This is a genomic window from Aestuariibaculum sediminum, from assembly GCF_014596945.1.
GTDB classification, from domain to species: Bacteria; Bacteroidota; Bacteroidia; order Flavobacteriales; family Flavobacteriaceae; genus Aestuariibaculum; species Aestuariibaculum sediminum.
Genome location: NZ_JACVXB010000002.1, coordinates 112,573 through 138,460, shown reverse-complemented (window position 1 = coordinate 138,460; position 25,888 = coordinate 112,573). Strand labels below are relative to the sequence as shown.

Genomic DNA, 25,888 nt, shown 5'->3' with positions numbered 1-25,888 from the left:
AAAAAAGTACTTCCAACTTCACATAAATTCAAGCTTTTCGAATTTGTGAAAATTTATTTTATAAAAACAGAATGAACGTTCTAAAACTCTGGTTTTGGGAGAGAAATAAGAATACAATTATATCCAATTATCATTTATATAGCATCGAGAAACGGTGGCAGTTTCGAAAGCACTGTTTCTCGAAGGAATTTGTTAATTGTTTTGGAAACATCAGAAAAACCAAAAAATCAAAAAGTTAATTCCATCCTATTTCATCACCAGCTTAAAGGCACTATATTAAGCATTTTTTACTTGATTTTTTATAATTTGATTCAGTAAATGGCGGTTGTTTCGGATTAATAGTTTGGGGTCCTACTTGTTTTTTTTTGTTATATTTAAAACACTAGAATTGATGCTACTATTTATGGAACAATTTAAGTTGTTTATGTATGATATTGGGTAGCGTGCTTTTCCCTAATAAAAGGCATTTTGAAAACAAAAATTTAATGATTAAATCTCAACTCGTATCCTTTTCATTAGTATTATTAACCTTTACTGGCTGTATATCTAACAACAAAAACCCTAACAAAGAAAATAATCGTTTCACTGAAACGTTTAAATTTCCCGATAGTATTTCCGCGAAAAGAATTTCGTTTGTATTAGACCTTAGAAATAGGCTGGCCGAAAAATACTGGCATGATTTTGCAAATAAAAAAGCGGAAGGCACATTTATTTATTTTAATGGAACATGCTCCGAAATCTTCTTTCCATCAAAACAGGTTTTAAATAAATTAAAAACTTACAAGACTTTTAGTGAAGATTATGTTTTAAGCCCAAGAACCGATTCAATTCCTTATCATTTTGAATTAATGATAGCGTTTGATAGTAGTCAGGCAGACAAGTTTTATTTTAAACATCCCGTACAACAGTTTCTGTCTGTGGAAGAAATTGGCGCTTTTATTCCTTCCATAAAAAGTACAGAAATGTGGGCAACACTTGTCATTCATGAAATGTTTCATCATTTTCAATACAACAATTTAAACTTTAAAAATTATGCTGAAAGCATAGCCTCCCTTAATTACGATATTCGTAACCTAATAAAATTAGGTCTGGATGACCCCGATTTTAGTAGTGCAATCCAAAAAGAAAATGAACTTCTTCTAAAAGCTATTGATGCTAATAATGAGATGAGCATTATTCAAAACATCACAACTTATTTTAATGAGCGTAAGAAAAGACTAGAAGCTTACAAAAGCGAACACCCTTTAATGGAAAAAGTTGAAAATTTTTATACCTTACAAGAAGGATCAGCCAGATATATGGAGTATCAATGCGCAAAAGAACTTTCCGAATTCGCAATAAATCAGCCAGACTCCCTTACATTAACCAATGACCCAAAATTTAATTCTTTTAAAGCTTTTGAGAATATAAGTTTAAATCATCACGAATTTAGTTGGATGACTTATGCCGATGCTTCAACATACCACTATGCCATTGGGTTTAATTTAATGCGACTATTCGATAAACTGGGTATTAATTACAAAAAGAACCTCTTCGATAATTCTGGTTATAATTTGCATTTCTATCTAGAATCCTATCTAAAAAAGTATTTATAGGTACTGTATAAATTAAAAATAACGGGATGAATACTTTCCTATCCAATCTTTTATCAAACTAGATTTTACTTAATCAAAAATGAGTATATTTAATTCCTAATTAAACGATATACCAACAACTATTAGAACTGGAAAACAGCAATGAAAACTTCCCTTAAAAACACCACATTTAACAATAATATTTTTAAAATTATAGTCATCATAATTCACACCGTTGCTTTTACAGCATGTAATAATATTCAGGAAAAAGCGCTTTTAGAAAACAATCAATTTAAATTAGCGATAGATCAAGAAGGCAATTTATACGAGTTACTAGACAAGAAAACAGGTAACAATTTACTTATTCCCGATTACAAAGTTTCTTTATTTACTATCGAACACGATGGCAACCAATACCCAATTACAAAATGGGTACAAAAGGATGATGTATTACACCTTAAATTTGATGAAATCAATGCAGATATCCGTGTTAAGGTGGAAAGTAAAAGCGATTATCTCACATTTGAAATAATAGAAGTAAATAGTGATAAAAATATAGACAAAGTTATTCTGGGGCCTTACCAGGTAAAGCCTTCAGAAAAAATAGGACAATCAATTGGCATTGCTTACAACGATACCATTGCCGCTGGGTTAATGGGACTAAACCTTAAAAGTCGCGGCGGATACGAGGTTGTGGCACGTCAAAGATTCGGTAATACAGCAAAACGAATTGAAGATGGTGCAAGTTTGACCGCCTTTGTTCGTAACCGATCTCTAAACAGAGTGGTCGATAATTATGTTCAAAAATTAGGTCAGGCAGTACCTTTAAAAGATAGTGATGCTGAAATTAAAGGAGCCAAATATGCGCTTTATTGCACCCCTACCTCAGAACTAAAAAAAGTTATAAAAAATATTATTCAAAACGAAAATTTACCTTTTATAAAAACCAAGGGGGTTTGGAATAAAGAATCGAACTATTCAACTTCGTCTAAATTTATAATGCCGTTTAATATCAATAACATTGACGACTGCATTAAAGTGGCAAAAAAGGCAGGAATAACATGTATTTATCACGGAGGAATTTTTACTACCTGGGGAAATTTTGAAGTTAATAAGGAGGCTTTCCCAAATGGGTATCAATCTGTAAGAGTATGTTCCGATAAAGCGGAAAAACATGGCATTAATTTAGGAGCACACACCTTAACTAACTTTATTACCACCAACGATTCCTTTGTAACACCTACCCCACACCCCGATTTAGTTTTAGCAGGAATCACCAAATTACAAAAAAGTATATCGGCTATTGAAACTGATATTGAATTAACCAACGAACATGTTCGTCCGGCATACCACGAACCCGATTTGCATAAAGTAAATCCAAGATGGCGTGAACATACTGCAGTTAGAATTGGTGATGAAATTATTGAATATACCTATACCACAGCTAATGGTAAACTCATTTTAAAAGACTGTAAGCGCGGTGCTTTTGGAACTACTCCAACAGAACATCATAAAGGAGATCAGGTAGGACGTCTAATTTCTCACGGTTACAAAGTGTTCTTCCCTAATATAAACCTACAGGATCAAATGGCTAAAAACCTGGCAAAGTTCTTTAATGAAGCGCATCTGAAAAGAATTAGTTTCGATGGTTGTGAAGGTGGACAAATTACGGGCCACGGTAGTTATGGTACCGACCGATTTATGAAAGTATTTTTTGATCATCTTAACGATAAAAACATTGTTGTTAATTCTTCTGACGTTACTCATTACGGCTGGCACTATCTATCTAATGAAAGTTGGGGAGAACCATGGGAATCTAAAAATTTCCGCGAACCACATTTAGAGCACCGTATTCAAGTACAGCAAGAGTTAAAAGAAGATTTGTTACCACGAAAAATGGGACAATTTAGAGTGGATGAAAACACAACCAAGAGAGATATCGAATGGCTCATGGGATTATGCACTGGTTTTAATGCTGGTGTAGACTTTTACATAAGTCCTGATTTTGAAACCATCAACAAAGAGTCTGATGCTATACTATCAGAAATAAAACGTTGGGAAGAAGCTAGATATAAAAATATCTTTACTGAAGAACAAAGAACAGTGCTACGTGACCCTTATTCTGTATATGGATTTGAAAAAGACGAAAATGGTGCTCGCCTTATTTTTGTTGAATCCTGGAAACCTAAAAACAAAGAAACTGTAGTTGATGAAAAAACCAACACCTTACCTGAGCATATTTTAAAAGGAACAATGGAAGCTCCTGTATCAAAAGATTATAAACATACAAATATGACAACCGAACCTGGGCAGCCCACAGCGTCCATTTGGAAATATGTCCAAAGTGGGTCTGAAGGTAAACTGCAATTTGCAATTCGCCTACCTGAAGCCTCAAGCAAAACGGCAGAAGGTATTTATTTAAAAGTTGGCACTCAAAAAGTAACCATCCCTTTCAAATTACAACCAGGCGAATATATTGTAAATACAGGCAGTACAACCTACACCCATTATTCCGAAAATAACGCAATAAAAAACAAAGTTAATATTGATAACGGTAATTTTACAGTCAAGGAAGGAGAAAATGTAATCGAGTTTGATTACAAAGGTGAGGACAGAGTTACTGGGCCTGAAATTATTGTCAATTTTCGTGTAAAACCTTAAAAACAATTAGTTCTTATTAAAAGATTTGCACAAAAAATCGAATGATATTTTGTATATTATATCTCACGAAATTAGTCGCCCCATTAAACAAATAAAAAGGTAAAATGAAAAGAAGACAATTCGTAGGAACTATTACAAATTCAAGTTTGTTTCTTTTGGCTGGAGGGTTTTCATCCTTTATTTCACCAAACAGAAATTTATCCAGTGAGGAATTTGCCTTTGTAGAAGCTGAACAATTTTCAACATATGGTGGTTGGGATTTAGACCAACAATCCATGGATCAAATGGGATCTCCTTATTTGTTGGCACATGGTTTAGGCATTCCCGTAGCTGATGCCGTAACTACGGTTAATTTTCCTTCTCCAGGGAATTATCGAGTATGGGTTCGAACCAAAGATTGGGTGGCACCTTGGAATGCCCCTGGTGCTCCAGGAAAATTCCAATTAATTATAAATAACGAGCCTCTTGCTGAAATCTTTGGAACAAAAAGTGCAACTTGGCACTGGCACGATGGCGGTGTTGTAAATGTCCCCTCGAAAGCTACTGTGGCGTTGCATGACCTCACTGGTTTTGAAGGAAGATGCGAAGCCATATTATTTTGTAAAGATGTTAATTTTAAGCCTGTAAACGATATAGAAGCCCTTACCAAATTTCGAAGAAAATTGTTGGGACTACCCGACAAACCTGATGATGGAGGCTCTTATGACATGGTAGTAACTGGCGGTGGACTTGCAGGTACTTGTGCTGCGATCTCGGCAGCAAGAAACGGCTTAAAAGTTGCACTAGTGCAAGACCGTCCTGTACTTGGCGGCAATGGAAGTTCCGAAGTTCGTGTATGGCCAGAGGGACATACTAATAAAAAACCATATCGGCATATTGGTGATATTGTAAACGAGATTCTTCCGCCTATAAAAAAAAGAAAAGGCCAGGTGTTGAATGGTGTCGATTCTAAATATTATGATGATGCCCTTAAATTAAAGGTGGTTCAAGATGAACCAAATATTACTCTTTTTATAAATCATCGAGCCATAAACGTTAAAACCAAAAAAGATCTCATCCATTCTATTACCATTCAAAGTACAACCTCCGCGCGTCAAAAAACATTGCGAGCAGAGCTTTTTGCCGATTGTACTGGAGATGCAACAATTGGATATAAAGCAGGTGCCGATTACGAGTACGAAATTAAAAACCTTATGGGAAGTAGTAACCTTTTTAGTGTTTTGGACGCATCAAATCCGGAGGAAGTCTTAGCTTGCGAATGTAAAGACAAAAGTGCACTGGCTATGAAATGTGAAATTGGAAATGTTGAACAACCTTTCCCTCGTTGTCCATGGGCTTTAGACTTATCCGACAAACCCTTTCCTGGCAGAAAAGGCGTTAAAACTTTTGGTCGAGAGGGCCTCGATGGTTTTGCTAATAAATGGTACTGGGAAAGTGGCTTTAATCAGGATCAAATAAACGATATAGAACTCATTCGAGATCATAATTTTCGTGCTATGTATGGTGCATGGGATGCACTTAAAAATGTAGATGGCATGTATCCCAATCATCGTTTGGGGTGGTCTGCATTTATTGCTGGCAAGCGTGAATCACGACGTTTATTAGGTGATGTTATTCTAGATGCCTCCGATTTTAAAGACAGGCGCAAATTTAATGACCCTGCCTTTCCCTGCTCATGGCATGTAGATATTCATTCACCTAACAAAGCTTATCAAAAAGATTTTGAAGGCCATGAATTTGTATCCGATTTTACTCGTGGTAAAGACTATGAATACGGTGGTCTTTTTTGGGCGCCTTATCGTACACTATACAGTAGAAATATAAAAAACCTTTTTATGGCAGGCCGGGATATTAGTGTAACAAAATCCGGGTTAGGTCCTGTAAGAGTCATGCGAACAACTGGCATGATGGGAGAAGTTGTTGGCAAAGCAGCCTCAATTTGTATTAAGAAAAACACATCGCCAAGAGGGGTTTATGAAAATCATCTTAGTGAATTAAAAAAACTTATGTCAAAACCAGGAAGTTATCGTTCCTAACAACTTCTGTAAATTCTTTTTTAACTAAATTAACCTTGAATTTTTGCGTTCATCATTTAACATTTAAATCATGTTTATAGGACATTACGCCATCGGCCTGTTATCTAAAAGAAGTAACGCCTTACCTTCTTTAGCTCTTATGTTTATAGCCGTACAATTGCTAGACCTAATTTGGCCAATACTAGTACTTCTGAATGTAGAAAACTTATCTATTGATCCGGGAAACACTAAACTAACCCATTTAAGTTTCGACTTCTACCCTTATTCACATAGTCTGTTATTTGCATTGGTTTGGAGTATCATTTTTGGCGCTGGTTATTTCTTTTTCACTAAAAACAAAAACGGAGCACTTTTACTCGGCGGACTAGTTTTTAGTCATTGGATTTTAGATTTTTTAACGCACAAACCCGATTTACCATTATCCCCTTTTTCAGAAATTAAAGTTGGTCTTGGGTTATGGAATCATCCGGTTTTGGAAATAATCTTAGAAATGTTGATGTTTACGCTTGGGGCAGTTCTGTATTATAAAAGCCCAGTATATAAAAGAAAAGTTCCATTTTGGTTGCTTATAGGCTTCCTTACGCTTATTCATGTAATGAACATAATAGGACCTCCACCACCAAACACCATGGCTGTTGCATGGTCTGCCAATTTAATGTGGTTAATTATAATTTGGGCATGGTGGATAGAGAAAAAACCAAACCAATTACGACTATAGAGGTACATATTTTTTAAGGAATAACATAGGCCGCCACTTTACCATATACAAAGGAACGATCATTATTAAAAATATGCTTGCTCAACGTTTCGTCTTTAATAATAAATTTATTTAAATGCTCAGGAACTTCTCTGGGAATCATTAAATTTCTAAAAATTACTCTTGCATTTTGTCTGGCTGTACGTTTTACAGCTTCAAATAACCGATTTGTTTCATCAACACTCATTAACTCGCAAATATTTGATAAAGCAAAGCAATCTATACTATTATCGGGTAAACTATTAAGCCAACTCTGAGCATCCGAAGTATATAATTCAATTCGGTCTACCCGTTGTTTAATGATATTATAATTTTCTTTTTTTAAATAGTCAGGAACTTCTCTTTCATTCGTATAGCGCCCAAGTAAATACAAAGACACAAAATAATTTCCCTTTACCGGTAAATTTCTAAAGGCTTTTTTAGACCGATTGTAAAAACTTTCGGCAAATGAAGAACTACCATCATCAAAATGAAAATAATCGGCCACAAGTCCTCTTTTAGCTAAGATGTGTTTATTGAATAAAATCTTGAACAAATATTTAAATCTATTGGTGTTCCAAACCTCATCAAAATACCTTTTTTGTTCATCTAAACTTTTATCCTGAAACAAACCATTAATTCTTTTGTGTCCTTGAAGTAATGTTAAAAATTTACTTGAAAACTTCACAAAAGTTTCATACTTACCATTCATAATAAATCCTCTTGAAATAACTCCATATTTTGACTCCCAAAATTTCAAGGCATCGGAACTTAATTTATACTTTAATTTTTCGAATAAGGCGATTCTATCCTGGTGCTTAGCCAGTCCAGAAAAAGCAATAAACTCTTCAAAATTTAAAGTTTTTATAGCTGCTATTTTAAGTTCTAATAAATAAGATTGCGCAAGATTAATATCGATACTTTTAACTTCTTTAGGATCTTTTAAAAGAAAACCTAACACATTACACCCCCCGGAAGTTATTGCCATTACAGTATCTCCCGACTTTATCTTTAAAGCCTGTTCGTCACTAATGGGGTCTTCCCAGTTATGTGTAAATACTAATTTCGATAATTGTATCTGTTCTCTATTGTTTTCCATTAAACTTTGGTATTAAATAATTTACACAAGCCCTTAGAATTATAAAATGGGGCTAATTCCACACCATGTTTTAAGGCCCATTGGTAAATATTAGATATGGCTTCGGGTGTTATATTTCCCTTTCCAACGGAGTAATTTTCATATTTCTTTTCAAAGGCCAGAATAACAGCTTCTAGAACACATCCGTGTGCAACGTTATCTACGGGATAATTGTAAAAAAATGGTTTATAATTAGGGCTAAATGTATATCCGTAGTTTATGATGCCCATACCTCCATGAAATAAAATAATATCTTCTTTTTTCAACAGTCTATTTTCTAAATTTTTAGGATATCCTGCATCACAAATAATAACGTTGTTCTTGGTGTTTCCAATTAAAATATCTTTCGACGAGGCTACAGCTATTATGATATCAGCTTTTGGAACCAGAGACTCTAAATTTGTATCACAAAAAACATTTACACCTTCGTTTCTAAGGCTTGTAGCTAAGGTTTCAAGACGCCTCTGGTTTCTTGCATTTAACAATAAGGTGCTTACCTTTTGTTTTAAATAATGGGTGCAGGCTAATCCTATATCTCCGGTAGCCCCAATAATTAGCACATTACTTTCCTCTAATCTGATGTCGTATTGCACGCATGCATGCTCTATTCCTTTTAAAATAAACCCAGCTGTTAATGTATTACCAGTCGTTAATTTTATGGAAATATCTTTAAATTCATTCCTACTACCTTCTAGAACAATTGATGTAAAACCTCCTAGTGTAGCCAGTTTTGCATTTAATTTAGATGCCAAACTTATTGCCTTTTTTACTTTACTAATATTCGTTTTTAAGTAACGAGCAGACAACTTATCGGGATCAATAAACGTTTCGATAAATACACCATTAACTTCATTTCCTGTTTTCGATTTAAGGGTAATTTTAAAAAGGTCACGTGGTGGCATAAATCCAAAGACGTCCTTAATTTTATCTACAGGTAAAGGTTCGATACTAGCATTACGGATACCGTTGATAAAAGACGTGATGCTTTGCCAACTTTCTTGGTGACCAATTATAGCGAAGTCTAAGCTGGTAGATTTGCTATCCATAACACCGATTTTTCACCAGGAATGCCAATATTATCTAAAGCTTCGGCATAGAGAGCCAATGCATTTCCTCGCATGGTTACTACATCCAACCCAATGTGATGTAAACTGTTTTTCATGCAATCTCCATGACACACGCCACAGTGTCCGCTTAAATCTGTTCTTGCCGAGAATTCAGATAGAATAGTCATACACTCATAATGAATGATTTCTATTTTTCTAATAAAGTCATCAGGATTTTTTTTTAATTCAGAACGCAATATTTCTGTAGAGTGATCCATGTGTTCTTTTTCTTCTTCGGCAATTGACAAAAACAGTTTCTGCGCTTCGTCCTCAAGAACACGACCAACATCGGTATACATGGAAACAGCAAAGGCTTCCAGCATAACTTCCTGAATCATTAAACAGGCGATAAAATCATTTTTATTGGCATAACTCAAAAACACATCTCGAATTCTACCCCAATACGATCCATTTAAGTTTATATTAATATTTAAGCCCGTTTTTTTAGCATAAGCCATAAAACCCTCGGCATGTTGTCGCTCACCATTAGCATGTTCAATAGCTTCCATTTTTTCAAAAGGATCTTCAATAGTTCCCGAAAGTGATGCAAAATTAGACATCCCTATAAGTTCTCCTGTGATAGCTTGAGAAAACACATCGGAAATAACTTGAAACTCCTCTATACTTTTAAAATTATTAGTTAAGGTTTCCATCGTTTTTAATTTATAGTTTGGTTATACAATTGAATAGTCTTTATAAGGCACTCCGTTTATTATTTTTCTTAATAGATCTTGATTATCTTTTAAACTAACAATCAGTCCTGTAGAATTAAACGTAAATCTGATTTTTAAGGGCAAATATTTTAGTAAGTCATCTTTTTCATGTAAACCAATAGACACAAAAGAATAGGATTTTAAAAACGCACAATGCTGCGCATGCGTAATTAGTTCTGAAATAAGATCTCGATTCAAATCTTTTACCGCCAGATACTTTATATATAACATGTTAATTGCTTCATTTTTTTGCGGAAGTTTAGATATTTTTAACATTAAACTCATACGATTTAAAACCATTACCATCTTTTCTAGAAACCAAGGCAATTTCACAATAACATTTTGTTTCATATTCATGGTATCGACTAGACACATAACTGCAATTAATTTATCCTGATAACGCACTTCAAACAATTGGGTGTTCTTTACTTTATCATGTGTTATAAGTGATGCCAATTCGTATTTGGAATAGTAAGCATTTAAAAATTCTATATTTTCATTATTCGCTTTGGTTTCTCTAATTTGGTATTCAAACGATTTATTGGTTTTGTCTGAACCAAGGAATTGAACAACCTTAAATACCCCTAATGATTGAAAATCTGGGTATGATGCGCTTTCACACAAAAAAACAAAAGGTCTTTTATTACCTTCGGCGACATTTACAAACAATATATCGGCTTCTACCCTTTTTAAATATTTATAAGTTTCTTGTACCAAACCTAATGCTATGCCTTTCTTTTGGTGTGTAGCTGCAACTCTTAAATCACTTACATACCACATGGGATGCGCTTTATTTAATAAATAAACATTTTGACGTGATACACTTATACAACCTATAATTAAACCGTTATCTTCAGCAGCATAAACTTTGGTTTCTCCACGTAATTCATTCAATCTAAAAAAATCAGGAAACCGATCAATACGCAATGAAATAGTACCCGGCATTGCAGTTGCACTTGTTAATTTTAAAAGTTGATCATTATCTTTATAAGTTGCCAATCGATATTTTACCATAGAAATATACTTTAAAAACTTAATGGTCTAATAGTAGATAAAATGACATAATCAAAACACCAAAAACACAAAACATTAATATACAATTATTTAACGAGATTAATCACACTCATTGTCACGAAATTATATGCAAAAATCATTAATTCCATTACACTTAAAGTCCTGATTTCTATTCAATGGATATATTCGGATAGATTGAAAATGAAAAACCGAAAAATATGTTGCCTTAGATTTTCAATTCTTAGTGTAATGTTTAAAATGATATGGTTATAAATATTTTCATATCTTCAAACTCCCTTTAAAAAAGTTTATAAAAAATAAACTATAGCATTCATTTCACCGTAAATCAATACCAGTAAAAAGAGAACACATATGAACCAAAACCTGGCACCAAATTCGACATATGAAAAGAATTGAAGAGATAGATGCATTACGAGGTTTTGCTCTGTTTGGTATTGTAATGACCCATATGTTTCAAGGTTTTCTTGCCAGTATAGTACCTCCAGAATATATTGGTTTTAACATAATATATTCCATAGACCATGTTTCGAAGTTTATCGTCGAGCAGCTATTTGTTAGTAAATTTTATGCTATTTTCTCCATGTTATTTGGTCTTAGCTTTTATCTTATTCTGGACCAAAAGAAACATGCTAGTCCTGCAAAATTTGCTTGGCGCTTAATCTTACTTTTCATCATAGGATTTGTTCATCATATACATTACAGAGGAGACTTCTTAACGGTTTACGCAGTTTTCGGAATGATTTTAATATTATGCCGAAAATTAAACAATAGAATAATTTTAATATTAGGTCTTTTCCTTGCTTTTAACGGGCCTGAAATTATTATTAAAACAGTAGCTTTATTTAGTAAGCCTATTCCCCGAAGCGAACTAATATTACTAAAAAATATCCGTATTGAAGAAGCAAGACGGTATTTCGATCTAATAATAGGTGACGATTATTTAAAATTATTCATTTCAAATAGTACAGTTGGTGTCATTAATAAGTGTCATTATTTATTGATAAGTGGAAGACTTTGGGTTGTACCAGGACTTTTTCTTTTAGGTTTATGGATTGGGAGAAAAAAATGGCATGAAAACATTCATAAACTCAATTTAAAAAAATTAATAAGGATTACTGCGCTTTTTGGTTTTCCATTAATCGGTATTTATTACTATTTTGCGGTTACGCCATATTCTAAATTAGGTCGATTTTTTGGATATATCGCTAAGGATGCAGCCAACATATTTATCCCCCTACTCTATATATGTATTGTTTTATTTTTATATAAATTGCGTGTTACACAAAATGTGATAAAACAATTTATTCCTGTTGGTAAAATGGGGCTTACCACCTATGTAGCACAGTCGGTTTTTGGCATATTTATTTTTTATGGTTATGGCCTGAATTTACTTTTAGAATTGTCTGGAACAATGGCTCTCATACTTGGTTTGTTTGTGTTTATTTTGCAAGTATGGTTTAGCAAATGGTGGTTTAAGTTGTTTAAATACGGCCCGTTAGAGTGGCTATGGCGATGCGGAACAGAACGGAAATGGATTCCTAACAATATTAACAAGTAAATTATTTATATACTAAGTTATTTTCTGCAAATAGTTAAAATAATTAAGGGTTTATACTATGACTGAATCCCATTTAATTTAACCTGATTTCCAGCCTTTACCTGTCACTTTTAACTTAATATTACCAGACTATGAAAATTACCAATTGCCCTTTAAACAGTTTCAATAATAGCAAAGGAAACTCTTTTAGGATGTCACTTTCAATTCACTAACTCCTTGACAAACTAATAAATAATCAGTAATTATCTGGTAAAACGTATTAATAAACTTAAAAGTAAATACATAAACATGTGTTACTTGGGATTCTTAGTTGTTACAATGAAGCCTCCAGGATTCAGACAATTAGACATAAGAAACTTCAGGAAAAATAAAAGAAAAAAACTACAAAAAAATATAGAATTATCCTTCAAATTTGTATCTTTCCAGCTCTTCCCAAAATAATAGAAAAGTTTCTTTAACGTAGCTTAAGAAGCTATTTCAAATATTTAATTTTTCAAAAGAAAGAAATTGAACTTAAAAAATATACTTTCAACCACCTTAATAATGGCCTCATTATTAAGTCTACTAAATTGTGAATACCAGTTTTCTGAAGATGCTTTTACCAATATCGAACAACCCACACCTACGGTTTCACTTAATTTATACGACCTAAGCGATAATCAGGAATTTTATGTTCCCACAGAAATCGTGTACAATTATCAAGGCAACAACAAACACTATTTATACCAAATAAATATTTATGTTGACGACGAATTAATTGAATCTGGGAGCGGAATAAATGGCAAATTCACCATTAATACCGAACGCTTAGAAGACGGCACGCATAAATTAAAAGTAGAATATGTTTTTTCGTCAGGCTCTGGAAGCTTAGCCGATTTAAACGGCCAGGAAGGGTATGTAAAAACAGAAGAATTCAATTTTATAGTCGATAAATCTCTTCCAGAAACTATTGTTTTAAAAAATGCTGAAATTATTGATGGTTCCATATACTTCACATGGAATCCTATAAAGAAAATGAATTTCGATAAAGTACTGCTTATTGTTATAGAAAATGACGTTCCTGTAGGTCATAGGCAACTTTCAAAAAAGGACCTTTTTAAACTAAGTTATAACGACATCATAGTGCCTAACTTTAGCGACGCTCGTAATAAAAGTAACAAAATCGCATATCAAATTTCGCTTGAGAATACCAGAGGAAAATCAACTAGTAATGTGGTTGGAGTAGAATTAGTAAAAATTATACCGGAAATGCGCATTTTAAACGAATACCAATACAAACTCATTGTCCCCAAGCATCCCTTGTACGGTAATTTTGATTATTATACTTACACAGATTCAAACCAAAAGATTCATACAATTAGTTCTTTAGGCGGCGAAACCACCGTTAACGAAACCATCGTGTTTGATAATTCTAAAGCAGGTATTACTTTGGAATTATATGCCGAAAACGCAGGTCAGAATCAATTTAAAACCAGTATTTTCTACTTGGTATCCTACTACCATAAATTTCAAGACGATTATGGCCCAGGTGGTTATCTCGAATTTATGTATAACAACTGGAACAGTAACACTTACAGTTTACGAACATATCGTGTTTGTCCTAGCTGTTTGGTAAAAATTACCCTCGAAAAAAGAAATGCCTCCAATTTAAATGTCGAACTATCTAAACAAATTTCTGATCAGGATTACTATTACAATTCAAGGCTTACTATTAATCCAACAACGGGTAACCTCATTATTGACGCTGGTAAAACAACTTTCTTAATAGACGAAAATAATTTGTCGATTATAAAACAATGGTCTCTTTCAACCTTTGGAGAAACGAGCGGAAAAATATATTACAGAAACAACGTAATTGCAATTGTTAACGAGGATACCATTTCATTATTCGACCCCATTACAAAAACCAAATTTTATACTTCTAGTCAAACAGGATACTTTAAAATAGCTGATAATGGTAAATACTTTTTTGCTAACAACAGCATCTTCGAAATTACCAACCATACCGTAAACCTAATATACCAAACGGAAACAAATAATGAAATAAACGCCGTAGCGTTTGTAGCAGCCGAAAACCTATGTATTTATAATACCTACGACGAACATCCTGTAATATTTAATTTAAAAAATAAAACAAAATCCACTATCGAAGAGCTTACCCGCATTAACATTATAGATTACGATTATGGCTCTGAAAAAATGTTGTTTGTTAGAAGTGAATTTGGTTTTGAACAAATTGGCCCTCCTTATGCGTATTCTTATAATTTTTCAAATAATACTTTTAAAAGAATTCAAGTTAGAGGAGTCGTATCTATTTGGGACAAACTACCTCCTAATGGCTATTGGTTTGCTAATGGTATAATGATAAACCGTAACGGATATTATTTAGATCAATACATGAATGAATAAAATGAAATACAACTTAGTCACTCTATTTATAACCAGCTGTTCGTTGTTTTGCATTGGTCAAAACGATGGTGTTTTTTTTGAAATAAATTACAATACATTTTCTCATAACTCATTAAAAGAATTTCAACAGGAATTCATTAATGATGTTAGCGAGGTTGAATTAACAGTTAACGATAATTTCCCTGCTAATATAGGCTTCACTTTGGGCTATAATTTTAATTACACTAATGCCGCCATTTTTCTAAGCTACAATACTACTGGTGGTAAAATATCTTATTCAGATTATTCCGGTATACTTAGGATCACACAACCATTAACCGCCTTTACTTTGGGAGGCGAATATTTAGTTCACTTATCCAAAACTAATAATCGATTTAATTTAGGTCTACGTGGATTTGGAATGTTTAGTTTAATGAAAATTGAAAGCTACACACAAATTTTAGATGATAAAAGAACAGAAAACATAAGGTTTAACGCCATTAATTATGGTGTTGGAAGTCGCTTAATTTATAGCTACCCCATGTCATTTTTTATTCTAAAAGCATCTATTGGTTTTGATCTCACTTTTGGAGGAAATCTTAAATTTCAAGAAAATAACGACTTTCAATTAGAAAATGACCGCGGAGAAAAAGTAAAAACAAATTGGTCTGGACTTAGAACTGGTATAGGAATAGAAATTCCCCTTTAAACAATTTCTAATTTAATTTTTAATAGACTTCAAATGTATAACACCTTTTTTTAATCCTTTCCCACTTACGTTTAATTTAATATCTCCTGGTTGCTTACTAGCTTGAACCAAAACAACCAATTGCCCGCTAAACAATTTCATGGTTGGCAAATGAAACAACTCTAACGAGGTAGCATCACCGTTACACGCTGCTCTATAGATTCCTTCTCCGGAAACTTTAAAATTTAGCTGATTAGTTGCTTTTGGGCAAGGAATGCCATTTTTATCGACTACTGAAACTCTCACAAATGCTAAATCCTCGCCGTTTGCTTTTAAGATTTGTTTTTCAGGCTCCAATACAATTTTATAAGGCTTTCCTGCGGTGTGTATTTCTTTTTCTTCTGTAGGATTTCCATCATCATCAAAAGCAACCACTTTTACAGTTCCGGGTTCGTATTTTACGTCCATCCACATGAGGCGGTAACGATTTTGTGGCGAATCGTGATTCTTTTTTTGTACGCCCATACTTTTTCCGTTAATAAACAACTCGGCACTATTATAGCTCGTGTAGACAAAAACTGGTGTAGTTTCGCCTTCACGACCTTCCCAATTCCAATGTGGCAATATGTGCAACGTTTCATCTTTGGTGTTCCAACGGCTGCGGTATAAGTAAAAACGATCTTTTGGTAAACCCGCCAAATCATTAATACCAAAATATGAACTACGCGACGGCCATTTGGTATCGTAAGGTGTTGGTTCTCCCAAATAATCGAAACCTGTCCATACAAATTCGCCTATAACCCAAGGTTTATCATCCTGAAGTACAAAATCATCGTCGGGAACATTAGACCAACTGCAATACTCTAAATCGTAAGACGAACACTGAAAATCATCGTATTGTTTCATCTTCGCCTTTTCAACGGGAAATTTATAAACACCTCGAGAACTAACTGTAGAAGCTGTTTCGGACCCCAATATAAACCCCTGCGGAAATTTTTCGAATGCTTCTTCGTATAAATGTAGCCTATAATTTAAACCTGGAACATCTAAAAGGGCTCCAAAGCCAGATTTCATAGTTTGATCAACACGATCCATACCTACTGTTACAGGACGTGTTGGGTCTTCACGATGAAAAACATCCTGAAGATACTTAGCACGTTTAACACCTGCTGCTCCAAATTGATCGGGCACTTCATTTCCTGAACTCCACATGACAATGCATGGATGATTTCTAGTGGCATGAATTAAATTAACTAAGTCTTTCTCGACATCGGTTTCAAAAAACTGATGATAACCGTTTTTCACTTTCGCCTTAGCCCATTCATCAAAACTTTCTGCTAAAAACATAAAACCCATTTCGTCGCATAAATCCAGCTGTTCCAAAGATGGCATATTGTGCGAACTCCTAATGGCATCGACACCCATGTCTTTTAAAATACGTAACTGTCTGCGTAACGCCGAAGTGTTTATCGCTGCACCCAAAGGGCCTAAATCGTGGTGTAAACACACGCCTTTAAATTTTCGAACCTGTCCATTTAAACTAAAACCTTTGTTAGCTTCATAAGCAATATATCGAATTCCAAAACGAGTTTTAACCTCATCAATTAATTGATTATTTTTATACAATTTTGAAATTGCTGTATATAAATACGGTGACTCTGGACTCCATAAACTTGGATTATTAACAGGTATGTTTTGTTCGAATTGATTCTGAAAAATCGTTGTTGTTTCGTTTGAAGCTACCTTATTACCTTCTGTATCAAAAATATCGGTAATTAATTTCAGGTTGTTTCCTGAAATATTGGTCTTGACATTAATTTTAGCGATGTCTTTTGAAACCATAGGCGTTGTTATAAATGTTCCCCAATGATCTATACTTTCTTTATTTTTAACTATTACCCGCACTTTTCTGTATAATCCTGCTCCTGGATACCAACGAGAAGACTCACCTTGATTGGTTAAATGAACTGCCAATACGTTTTCTGTTTCCAAAACATCAGTAATATCGAAATAAAAATAGTTGTAACCATAGTTCCACTCGCCTACTTTTTTACCATTGACATAAACTTTTGGCTGACTCATAGCTCCATCAAATGTCAACAATACTTTTTCGTTTTTATTTAATTCTGAAAGTTTAAATGCTTTTCTGTACCAGCCATCGCCAATATAGGGTAAAGCACCTGTACGCCCTGTTTTTTCTGTTGCCGTTTTTTCGCCGTTTTGCTCTATGGCTACGGTTTGTTTATCGATTTCCTTATCAAAAGGTCCGTAAATGGCCCAATCATGTGGTACGGTTACGGTTTCCCAAGTTGTATCGTCGAAGTCTTTTTGAGATGCCTTTTCTATATTTCCTTTAGAGAATTTCCAACCATCCTTTAAATCGATAACCCTGCGAGATTGTGCAAAAATTGAAGTTGAATGTAAAACACTAAAAAAAACTATTAAAAATAAAAATCGCATGAAATATATGTTTAGAAATCAAAATTGTAATCTAATTTCTTTTTTGCATTGCCCAAAAAAGAAACAAAAAAGTCTAGGCTTACGAATCTAAATTTATCGTTCGACACCTAAATTTTAGGAACTCACCGCGCTCAAACAGCCTAAAATTTCAAGGTATTTTCACTTCAAATTTTACGATAAATTTTCGACAGGCCTATTTAATCACTCTATCATTTTTTATATATAAATTGAAAAATAATTATTCTTATCAACCTACTTTTAATTTAAACTACTAATCTAAATGAAACACTTCTTTTAACGGTATAGCAACTGGAGAATTATCTGGGTTTGTTTCCATTATATCAGCCATGTAAGCCCACCATTTTTTAACAATAGGATGATTAGGCAGTAAATCGTGATCGAAATTGTCGCTTATTTTTTGAACTGCAAATAAAGTTAAAGTATCCTCATCGAGAAAAATACTATAATCTTGAATACCTGTTTCTGAAAGTAATTTTGAAAGCTCTGGCCAGATTTTATCGTGACGTTTTTTATACTCGGCTTCAAAACCAGGCTTCAGCTTCATTTTAAAAGCATTTCTCATACTGTTTTTATTGATTTAATTCTTATTTAAATTGATGTAAACTGATGCATTTCGATCGCATATAATATTACCATCAACATATTTTAATTCTGCCACTTGAATGGACGTTCTTCTGGTGTCGTAAGTATCCTTTCCTTTATTTTCAGGGGTTCGACCTGGGTGCGTAAAATAAAAGACGTATGCTTTCTCTCCCCGAACTACAACATCGGGATGCCCACCAATAACTTGATCATCCTTACCTGTCCCAGGAATTTGTAAAATATTTTTCTCCTGACGATGCCAAACTTCAAAATCATCTGACCAGTAAACACCAAGTCCACGCCAGGCGTCATTAACCATCCAGTTTTTACCTTTCCATTGAAATACATTAGGACCTTCACCCCTATCTTTTATAACTTTTTTTCCACTGTCCTCCCAATGATACAAATCTTTACTATCAGCATAATAAATAGATTTTCCGTCGTTTTCATTATTGTAATACATGCGCCAGGTACCGTTAGGCAATCGAAATACATCGGCATCGATACAACGCTCTGATGCTAGTTTTAATTCAGACTGGAACTCCCAATCTATCATATTTTTACTGGTTAAATGTACAATATATCGTGGGTGGTACCACCCCTCGAAAATCCCAGGAACAATGGTTAAATACATATGATACAACCCATTAAACTCTAAAACATCGGGAGCCCAGTGTGTAACATTTTCAATATTATAATCGATATTACAAGTACCTTTATACGACCAATGTGCTCCATTTTTAGATGTCGCTACACCAATTTTAGTTCCATGCACCCAAGCTACACCACCTAAAGTGGTATCTTTTGCCCGGCGGTTGGTGTAAAACATGTACCAAAGTTTTTCTTTGTCATTATAAAGAATAGAAGGATCGGCAGCCCCGTCGAAAACCGGGTCTCTAAACAAAGGTTTATCGGCAACTTCTGTTTGGTTTGATTTTGTTTTTTGGGATACACATGCTGACATTACAAATAATAAACATATAAAGTGAATTAGCTTATTTTTCATTTATTCTAAAAAGTGTCTATTTTAATTCTACGTTTACTGTTTTATCGTCCTTTAAAAACTGTTTTTCAAGTAAAATTTTCATTTGTTTAGCAATTTCAACTTCATCATTAATCAGGTTGAATTTTTCTTCTGGGTCATTTTCAATGTGATATAATTGATATACTGCTAATGAACCATTTTTGTGACGATTTCTAATAATTTTCCAAGGTTTATGAATAAGGCTTTCCTGAATATGACCTCGTATATAAATATCGTGATTGGTTTCTATTTCAGCATTTAAAATTGAAGTCCAAACATTTGTTCCTTCAGCATAATCAGGAATGTCTGCTTCAATTAATGATAAAATGGTTGGCATAATATCGCTTACTGACATGTAATTTGTATTGTCTTGAGGACTTAGATGATCTTTCCAATAAGCTATTGCAGGTACTCGAATGGCGCCTTCAAAATTAGAAGTTTTCCAATCGCGCAACGGAAAATTACTCCCTAAAACATCATTTCCTTTAAATTTTCCATCGTATTGATAAGTTGGATACCAATGTTCCATAGCTCCATTATCGCTCATAAAAATAACTAACGTATTTTCTTCAAGATTTTCAGACTTCAATGTTTCCATAACTTTGCCAATACAATAATCCATATGCGTCATGGCTGCTGCAAAATCCATTCTCGAGCTATCTTTTATTGTATTATAATAGGGTGCTTTCCATTTTTCTTCTTCCTGCAACGGAAAATGTGGAGCGCTGTAGGCTAACTGCACATAAAAACTCTTGGAAGTATCGCGTTTTTTAGTTAACCAATCAATCGCTTCTTTTGTCACTAAATCTGTGGTATGGCCTTCTTCATCAATCATTTTATTATTTCTATACCAACTGGCATCACCATTTTTATATCGGTGTGTATACTGATCGATTTGACCATGCAAAAATCCATAAGAATAATCAAACCCGAAAGCATTAGGTCCGTTATTAATATCTAACCCCAAATGCCATTTTCCAAATAAAGCATTTTGATAATTGTTTAGTTTTAAAGCTTGTGGTAAGGTTGTTATAGAATCAGGTAAAGTTTTATTACTTTTTCCGCTAATAGGGGCAACAACACCAATTCTACTTGAGGGCATGCCTGTTAACAAAGAAACCCGCGAAGGTGAGCAGGTAGGGCTTACATAAAACCGATTTAATTTTACTCCGCGGTGCGCTAAACTATCAATATTCGGCGTTTTAATTTCAGAACCATTATAACCAACATCATTCCAACCCGCGTCGTCCGTAATTATTACTAAAAAATTTGGTTGGCTTAGGTTTTCTTTACTAGTTCTTGAATTTGATATTTTTTGACAACTTATAAGTAAAGACAATACGAAAAAACTTAAAGTAGCTTGTAAATACCTATTGATCATAAGAAATTATATTCAGATTTAATTTTGATAGTAAATATATTAGTTTAGAATTTGAAGAGTATCCTGTGGTATACTGTAAAAAAAATGCACTGCAAAATTACTGCAGTGCATTTTAATTATTAAACTCAATACTAATTAGTTCGGGTACCCTGGGTTTTGTGTTAATTTAGGGTTAGACTCGATAGCTGTTTTAGGAATTGGAAAAATAGTTCTATAAGGCTCAGACACCTCTTTAAACTCCCAAGCATCTCCGAATTTCCCAAAACGAATTAAATCACGCCTTCTACTCATTTCGAAGGCTAATTCTCGACCTCTTTCGTTTAAAATATCATCTAAAGTCACGCTATCTAATTGGTTGGCATGACTTCTTAACCTTACTCTATTTACCCAGTCCTTGGCTAAATCAAATTTACCTTGTCTTGCAAGGGCCTCTGCCTTTATAAGTAGAATATCTGCAAACCTGATAAATGCAATGTCATTTCCAGCATTACCGCCATTGGTATTAGGGTCTAGGCCCCATTTAATCCATTTTAAACCTGCATTCATTGGTTGTAAACGAATTCCTGTTGCTGGAATAATTTCATATGGAACAGGTCCTTCTGAAGACACACCTTCTTTATATAGAACTGAGTTATTATCTGGAACAATGCGCTCAACCATTACAGTCTCCCCTGTTCTAGGATCTTTTAGTTCTCCATAAGGTATTATCAGTTTTTTTCTATCGTCTTCATCTTCATACAGTGCCAAAATTGATGGTCTAGTACCAAATCCATTCTGAGGAGTGTACGGTAATCCAAATAATCCACCCTGTATTCCTGGAAGTACTTTTTGAACAAGTGGATGCCCTATACCTCCAGCAATATCTGGTGAATAAATTGCTCCAAAAATAAACTCGTTATTATTTTGGTTATTATAAACGAAATTATCAAAATAATCAGGTAATAAACTATAAGCGTTAGAGTTTATTACAGAGTCTGCATATTTTTCAGCTAGTTCATACTCTGAGGTTCCTGTATACACTTCAGCATTTAAATAAATAGTTGCTAATAATGCCTGAGCTGCTTCTTTTGTAAAACGTCCATAATAGCCATCTCCTGAAGCCGCCTTAGTTGGCAAATTTTTAGATGCTTCTATTAATTCAGAAGTTACAAAATCAAAAACCTCTGCCCTAGTATTTTGTTCAGGTAAATTTAGAGCATCAACCTTTGGAAGCGTAAAAATCGGCACGTTTCCGAATAAGTCCATTAAGAAGAAATAGGCATAAGCTCTTAACGAATGTAATTCAGCAAGTGGCCCTGCAATTTCCTCTTCACTTAGTGCTGAACTTTCTAATGAAGCTATTAAAGCATTTGTTTGCCCAACTGTTCTAAAATAGGAATTCCATGTACCAGCTATATAAGCATGACTCGGTGTCCAGGTGTGTTCCATAAGTTCTGCAAAATTAGCTCCGCCCCACCAGCCTTGAATTTTTTCATGCACGACTACCTGATCGGCAGGAAGTTCTAAACATCTATACTCTACTCCCATACCGGTAGTAGCAGCAAAGTTCCTATAAATACCTGATAAAGAAGAAAGCACTTGTGCTTCATTTGAATAAAATGTTTCTGGCGTGTATATAGAATACACGTCTTCTTCAAGACTACAGGCTGTTATTACAAGCAACGTGCAGCTAATAACCAGAAACTTCACCTTTTTTATTAAATTATATATATTTTTCATTTTGTGATTCATTAAATTTTACTGGTTTTAATTAAAATGAGATACTTGTTCCTATCTGAAAAGTCCTTGGTCGAGGGTAAACGAGATAATCTATTCCTACAGATCGTGTTCTTACTTCAGGATCGTAACCTGAATATCCCGTAATAACAAATAAATTACTACCTGTTAGATACAATTTTGCTTTATTAATAAAACTTACTTTATCAACATTAAAATTGTATCCTACGGTTAAATTATCTAACCTTAAATAACTTCCATCTTCTAACCATTGTGAAGAATATTGTGCTGTTTGGGTTCTACTAGCTCCAGTAGTTAAGGCCGATTTTAGAACATTAATACCAGGTGCCTGACTTACATATGAAAACTCTGCCGCAGTATTATTGTATATATCATTACCTACTACACCTCGAAAATTTAAGGTTACATCTATTCTTTTATAGTTAAAAGTATTATTAAAGCCGAAGGTCCAATCTGGATTTGCATCGCCAATAACTACTTCGTCTGCTCCATCCTCACCGTCTTCATCTAAATATGTTTCTAAACCATTTTCATCGTACCCTGTAAATTTCCATCCATAAAAAGTGTTTAAAGGTAATCCTGGCTTAATTATTTGTGTGGCTGCATTATTACCAACAACCCCCGAACCACTAGCGGTTCGAATCTCATCTCTTTGAAAGTTATCATTAGATAGACTTATAACTTCATTTTTATTTGTTGAAAAGTTTAAGTTAGCCGTCCATCTGAAATCACCTTTATTTAAAATATCTGCATTTAAGTTAACTTCGAAACCTTTATTTTCTACTTCTCCTACATTTGCCCATTGTGTTGAAACAACCGAAGGAGCTGCCGTTGAGAATTGTAAAAGTAAATCGTTTGTTTTTTTCACATAATAATCGATAGAACCCGAAAATCTTTGATTAAAAAAACCAAAATCTATACCTGTATTTAACTGGCTAGTTTCTTCCCATTTTAAATCTGGATTTGGAAAATTTGTTGGAAGAACACTGGGTATAGCTTGCCCTCCAAACAAATATACTGCAGAACCAGCAATAGAAAGCTGCTCTCGGTAAAGGTTATTAGGTATTTCCTGATTACCAGTTATACCATAACCTACTCTTAGTTTTAAATTACTTATTTTAGAATCCGTCATAAAATCTTCATCTGCTATATTCCAAGCTAAAGCACCAGAAGGAAAAGTACCCCACTTATTATTTGCTCCAAACCTACTAGACCCATCACGTCTTAATGTAAACGTTAACAAATACCTGTCTTTTAATTTATAATTTAAACGTCCGTAATAAGACGATAACCGATTCGCATCTTTAAATGAAGTATTAGATTGTATACTTCCAGATTGAATTAAATTCCATTCGGTAGCATCAGACACAAAATTATTTGCAGAAGTAAATGTATTTTGTGTTACAAATCTTTGATAGGAGTATCCTGCCAATAAAGAAATATGATTGTTTGCATTAAGTTGCTTTTCGAAAGTAAGGTTGGTTTCCGCTAAAATATTGGTGTTTTTATATTTTCCAATCGACGCGAACCCTCCCTGTCCTTCTCCTGCTGGATGCGTTGAAGGTATTTGATTAAACCGACTTACATTTTCATTAGAATGCCCAATGTTTGTTGATAACTTTAAACCATCAATAATTTCAAAAGAGGCGTCTAAATTACCTAGAAACAACGATGTCTCGCTTTGATCTGTAACATCAACCCAAGATACTGGGTTTATTCGTAAAGGTCCAATTTGGTAATAACTACCATCAGCATTGTAAACCGGTAATGTTGGCACCCATCTAATGGCATCTTTTAAAGCATTTCCTCCTTCATCTGCAATATTAGAGTTCACTGCTGCTCTTTGATCATCTATATTTGCATATGTTATATTTACCCCCAGTTTCAGTCTATTATCAATGGCTGAATGATTGGCATTTAATCTCGACGTATATTTCTTTAAGCGAGAATTTAAAATGGTTCCTTCCTGATTATTATATCCTAATGAACCGGTAACATTAGTTGTTTCTGATCCTCCTGCAAATGAAATGTTGTGGTTTTGCGTTATGGCTGTTCTAAATACTTCCTTTTGCCAGTTTGTATTAGCTCCTTGATCTGAAAATGGCAAGTTATTGCTTGTTGCATAATCCCGGTATTCTTCTGCTGATAAAACAGGTAAATACTCTCTAACATTTGAAACACCAAAATATGAATCGTAAGTTAAAAAACTTCCAAATTTACCTTTATTTTTCGTGGTTATTACTATCACACCATTCGCACCTCTTGAGCCATAAATAGCAGTGGCTGAAGCATCTTTCAAGACATCTATACTTTCTATATCTGCCGGGTTAATTAAAGTTAGAGGGTTTATGGCCTCTTCTGATAGAGGTGAAGATCCAGAAGTTGCTACACGAATGCTATTATTAGCACTTCCAAATTGTAATGGTACACCATCAACCACATAAAGCGGATCATTTCCTGCAGAAATAGAACTCGTTCCTCTAATTCTTACAGTAGAAGCAGCACCCGGCTGTCCACTACTTTGTACAATGTTTACACCTGCAATTTTTCCTTGTAATAGTTGTTCTGGTGCAACGGGTAGTGCATCAATAAAACTTTCCGATTTAATCGAAGCAACAGCTCCAGTTACATCCTTCCTTTTTTGTGTTCCGTAACCAATAACAACCACTTCATCTAATTGCGCATTATCTGTTTCTAATGAAATATTGTAAACATCCTTGCTTCCAATAGTAACTTCAGTAGTCTTAAAACCTACATAGGAAACAATTAAAGTTTCACCAAGTGAAACAGAAACACTATAGTTCCCATCAAAATCTGTTGTTGTTCCTCTACTTGCATTTTTAACAAGTACATTAACACCTGGCAGCGGAGTACTAGATTGATCTGTAACAACTCCTGTTACAGTTTTTTCCTGAGCAAAACTCAATGTACACATGTTTAAATACACGAGCAACCCCAATAATAGAGTAAATTTGTTTTTCATAAATTATTTAGTTTAGTTAAATTATTCGCTAAACATCAGATTTACACACACCTAACATCTAGCTGGT

General features: G+C 34.0%; 17 protein-coding genes. 7 read left to right on the top strand and 10 right to left on the bottom strand.

What is annotated here, in order from left to right; genetic code table 11:
* Positions 1–485 precede the first annotated feature (485 nt).
* The 4 genes from ICJ83_RS05500 (at position 486) to ICJ83_RS05485 (ending at position 6,989) form a co-directional block, all read left to right on the top strand.
* Entirely contained in the window at positions 486–1,595 is a 1,110-nt protein-coding gene (locus ICJ83_RS05500) for a hypothetical protein (RefSeq protein WP_188229376.1), read from the top strand.
* Positions 1,596–1,736: 141 nt separating this feature from the next.
* Positions 1,737–4,235: a hypothetical protein gene (locus ICJ83_RS05495; protein WP_188229375.1), complete on the top strand. Its 2,499-nt coding sequence runs from the start codon at positions 1,737–1,739 to the stop codon at positions 4,233–4,235.
* A 104-nt stretch (positions 4,236–4,339) separates the two neighbouring features.
* Positions 4,340–6,271 (top strand): FAD-dependent oxidoreductase, encoded by a 1,932-nt coding sequence (locus tag ICJ83_RS05490; RefSeq protein WP_188229374.1) that lies wholly within the window; start codon positions 4,340–4,342, stop codon positions 6,269–6,271.
* A gap of 70 nt (positions 6,272–6,341) precedes the next feature.
* Complete coding sequence (locus tag ICJ83_RS05485) at positions 6,342–6,989, top strand: metal-dependent hydrolase (protein ID WP_188229373.1); 648 nt, start codon at positions 6,342–6,344, stop codon at positions 6,987–6,989.
* A 13-nt stretch (positions 6,990–7,002) separates the two neighbouring features.
* Here the strand turns inward: ICJ83_RS05485 and ICJ83_RS05480 are convergent, their stop codons facing one another.
* The 4 genes from ICJ83_RS05480 to ICJ83_RS05465 are packed head-to-tail and all read right to left on the bottom strand — an operon-like array spanning position 7,003 to position 10,978.
* Positions 7,003–8,106 carry a DUF3419 family protein gene (locus ICJ83_RS05480; RefSeq protein WP_188229372.1) on the bottom strand — a complete coding sequence of 368 codons (1,104 nt, stop codon included), beginning with the start codon at positions 8,104–8,106 and terminating at the stop codon, positions 7,003–7,005.
* Complete coding sequence (locus ICJ83_RS05475) at positions 8,106–9,191, bottom strand: hypothetical protein (protein WP_188229371.1); 1,086 nt, start codon at positions 9,189–9,191, stop codon at positions 8,106–8,108. The genes ICJ83_RS05480 and ICJ83_RS05475 overlap by 1 nt, the downstream gene beginning before the upstream one ends.
* Positions 9,167–9,904, bottom strand: a complete 738-nt coding sequence (locus ICJ83_RS05470; protein WP_188229370.1) for a long-chain fatty aldehyde decarbonylase — start codon at positions 9,902–9,904, stop codon at positions 9,167–9,169. Before ICJ83_RS05470 ends, ICJ83_RS05475 begins: the two co-directional genes overlap by 25 nt.
* A 21-nt stretch (positions 9,905–9,925) precedes the next feature.
* The gene (locus ICJ83_RS05465; protein ID WP_188229369.1) at positions 9,926–10,978 is read right to left on the bottom strand and encodes a GNAT family N-acetyltransferase; all 1,053 of its coding nucleotides are present in this window, start codon (positions 10,976–10,978) and stop codon (positions 9,926–9,928) included.
* A 403-nt stretch (positions 10,979–11,381) separates the two neighbouring features.
* On the opposite strand from ICJ83_RS05465, the gene ICJ83_RS05460 reads away from it, so the two are divergent.
* The 3 genes from ICJ83_RS05460 to ICJ83_RS05450 all read left to right on the top strand — a co-directional run bounded on the left by ICJ83_RS05460 (position 11,382) and on the right by ICJ83_RS05450 (position 15,654).
* The gene (locus tag ICJ83_RS05460) at positions 11,382–12,557 is read left to right on the top strand and encodes a DUF418 domain-containing protein (RefSeq protein ID WP_188229368.1); all 1,176 of its coding nucleotides are present in this window, start codon (positions 11,382–11,384) and stop codon (positions 12,555–12,557) included.
* Between the two features lie 543 nt (positions 12,558–13,100).
* On the top strand, positions 13,101–14,966 hold the full coding sequence (locus tag ICJ83_RS05455; RefSeq protein WP_188229367.1) for a hypothetical protein: 1,866 nt from the start codon (positions 13,101–13,103) through the stop codon (positions 14,964–14,966).
* A gap of 1 nt (position 14,967) precedes the next feature.
* Positions 14,968–15,654, top strand: a complete 687-nt coding sequence (locus tag ICJ83_RS05450; RefSeq protein WP_188229366.1) for a hypothetical protein — start codon at positions 14,968–14,970, stop codon at positions 15,652–15,654.
* Between the two features lie 12 nt (positions 15,655–15,666).
* On the opposite strand, the gene ICJ83_RS05445 is transcribed toward ICJ83_RS05450, so the two are convergent.
* The 6 genes from ICJ83_RS05445 to ICJ83_RS05420 form a co-directional block, all read right to left on the bottom strand.
* A complete protein-coding gene (locus ICJ83_RS05445) occupies positions 15,667–18,093 on the bottom strand; it encodes a DUF4982 domain-containing protein (RefSeq protein ID WP_188229365.1) in 2,427 nt (808 codons plus the stop codon).
* A 271-nt stretch (positions 18,094–18,364) separates the two neighbouring features.
* Positions 18,365–18,676 (bottom strand): L-rhamnose mutarotase, encoded by a 312-nt coding sequence (gene rhaM, locus ICJ83_RS05440; RefSeq protein ID WP_188229364.1) that lies wholly within the window; start codon positions 18,674–18,676, stop codon positions 18,365–18,367.
* Positions 18,677–18,691: 15 nt separating this feature from the next.
* On the bottom strand, positions 18,692–19,660 hold the full coding sequence (locus ICJ83_RS05435) for a family 43 glycosylhydrolase (protein ID WP_188229363.1): 969 nt from the start codon (positions 19,658–19,660) through the stop codon (positions 18,692–18,694).
* A 58-nt stretch (positions 19,661–19,718) separates the two neighbouring features.
* A complete protein-coding gene (locus ICJ83_RS05430) occupies positions 19,719–21,059 on the bottom strand; it encodes a sulfatase-like hydrolase/transferase (RefSeq protein ID WP_223154608.1) in 1,341 nt (446 codons plus the stop codon).
* A gap of 177 nt (positions 21,060–21,236) precedes the next feature.
* Positions 21,237–22,820 (bottom strand): RagB/SusD family nutrient uptake outer membrane protein, encoded by a 1,584-nt coding sequence (locus tag ICJ83_RS05425; RefSeq protein WP_188229361.1) that lies wholly within the window; start codon positions 22,818–22,820, stop codon positions 21,237–21,239.
* Between the two features lie 31 nt (positions 22,821–22,851).
* The gene (locus ICJ83_RS05420; RefSeq protein ID WP_188229360.1) at positions 22,852–25,821 is read right to left on the bottom strand and encodes a SusC/RagA family TonB-linked outer membrane protein; all 2,970 of its coding nucleotides are present in this window, start codon (positions 25,819–25,821) and stop codon (positions 22,852–22,854) included.
* Positions 25,822–25,888: the final 67 nt, after the last annotated feature.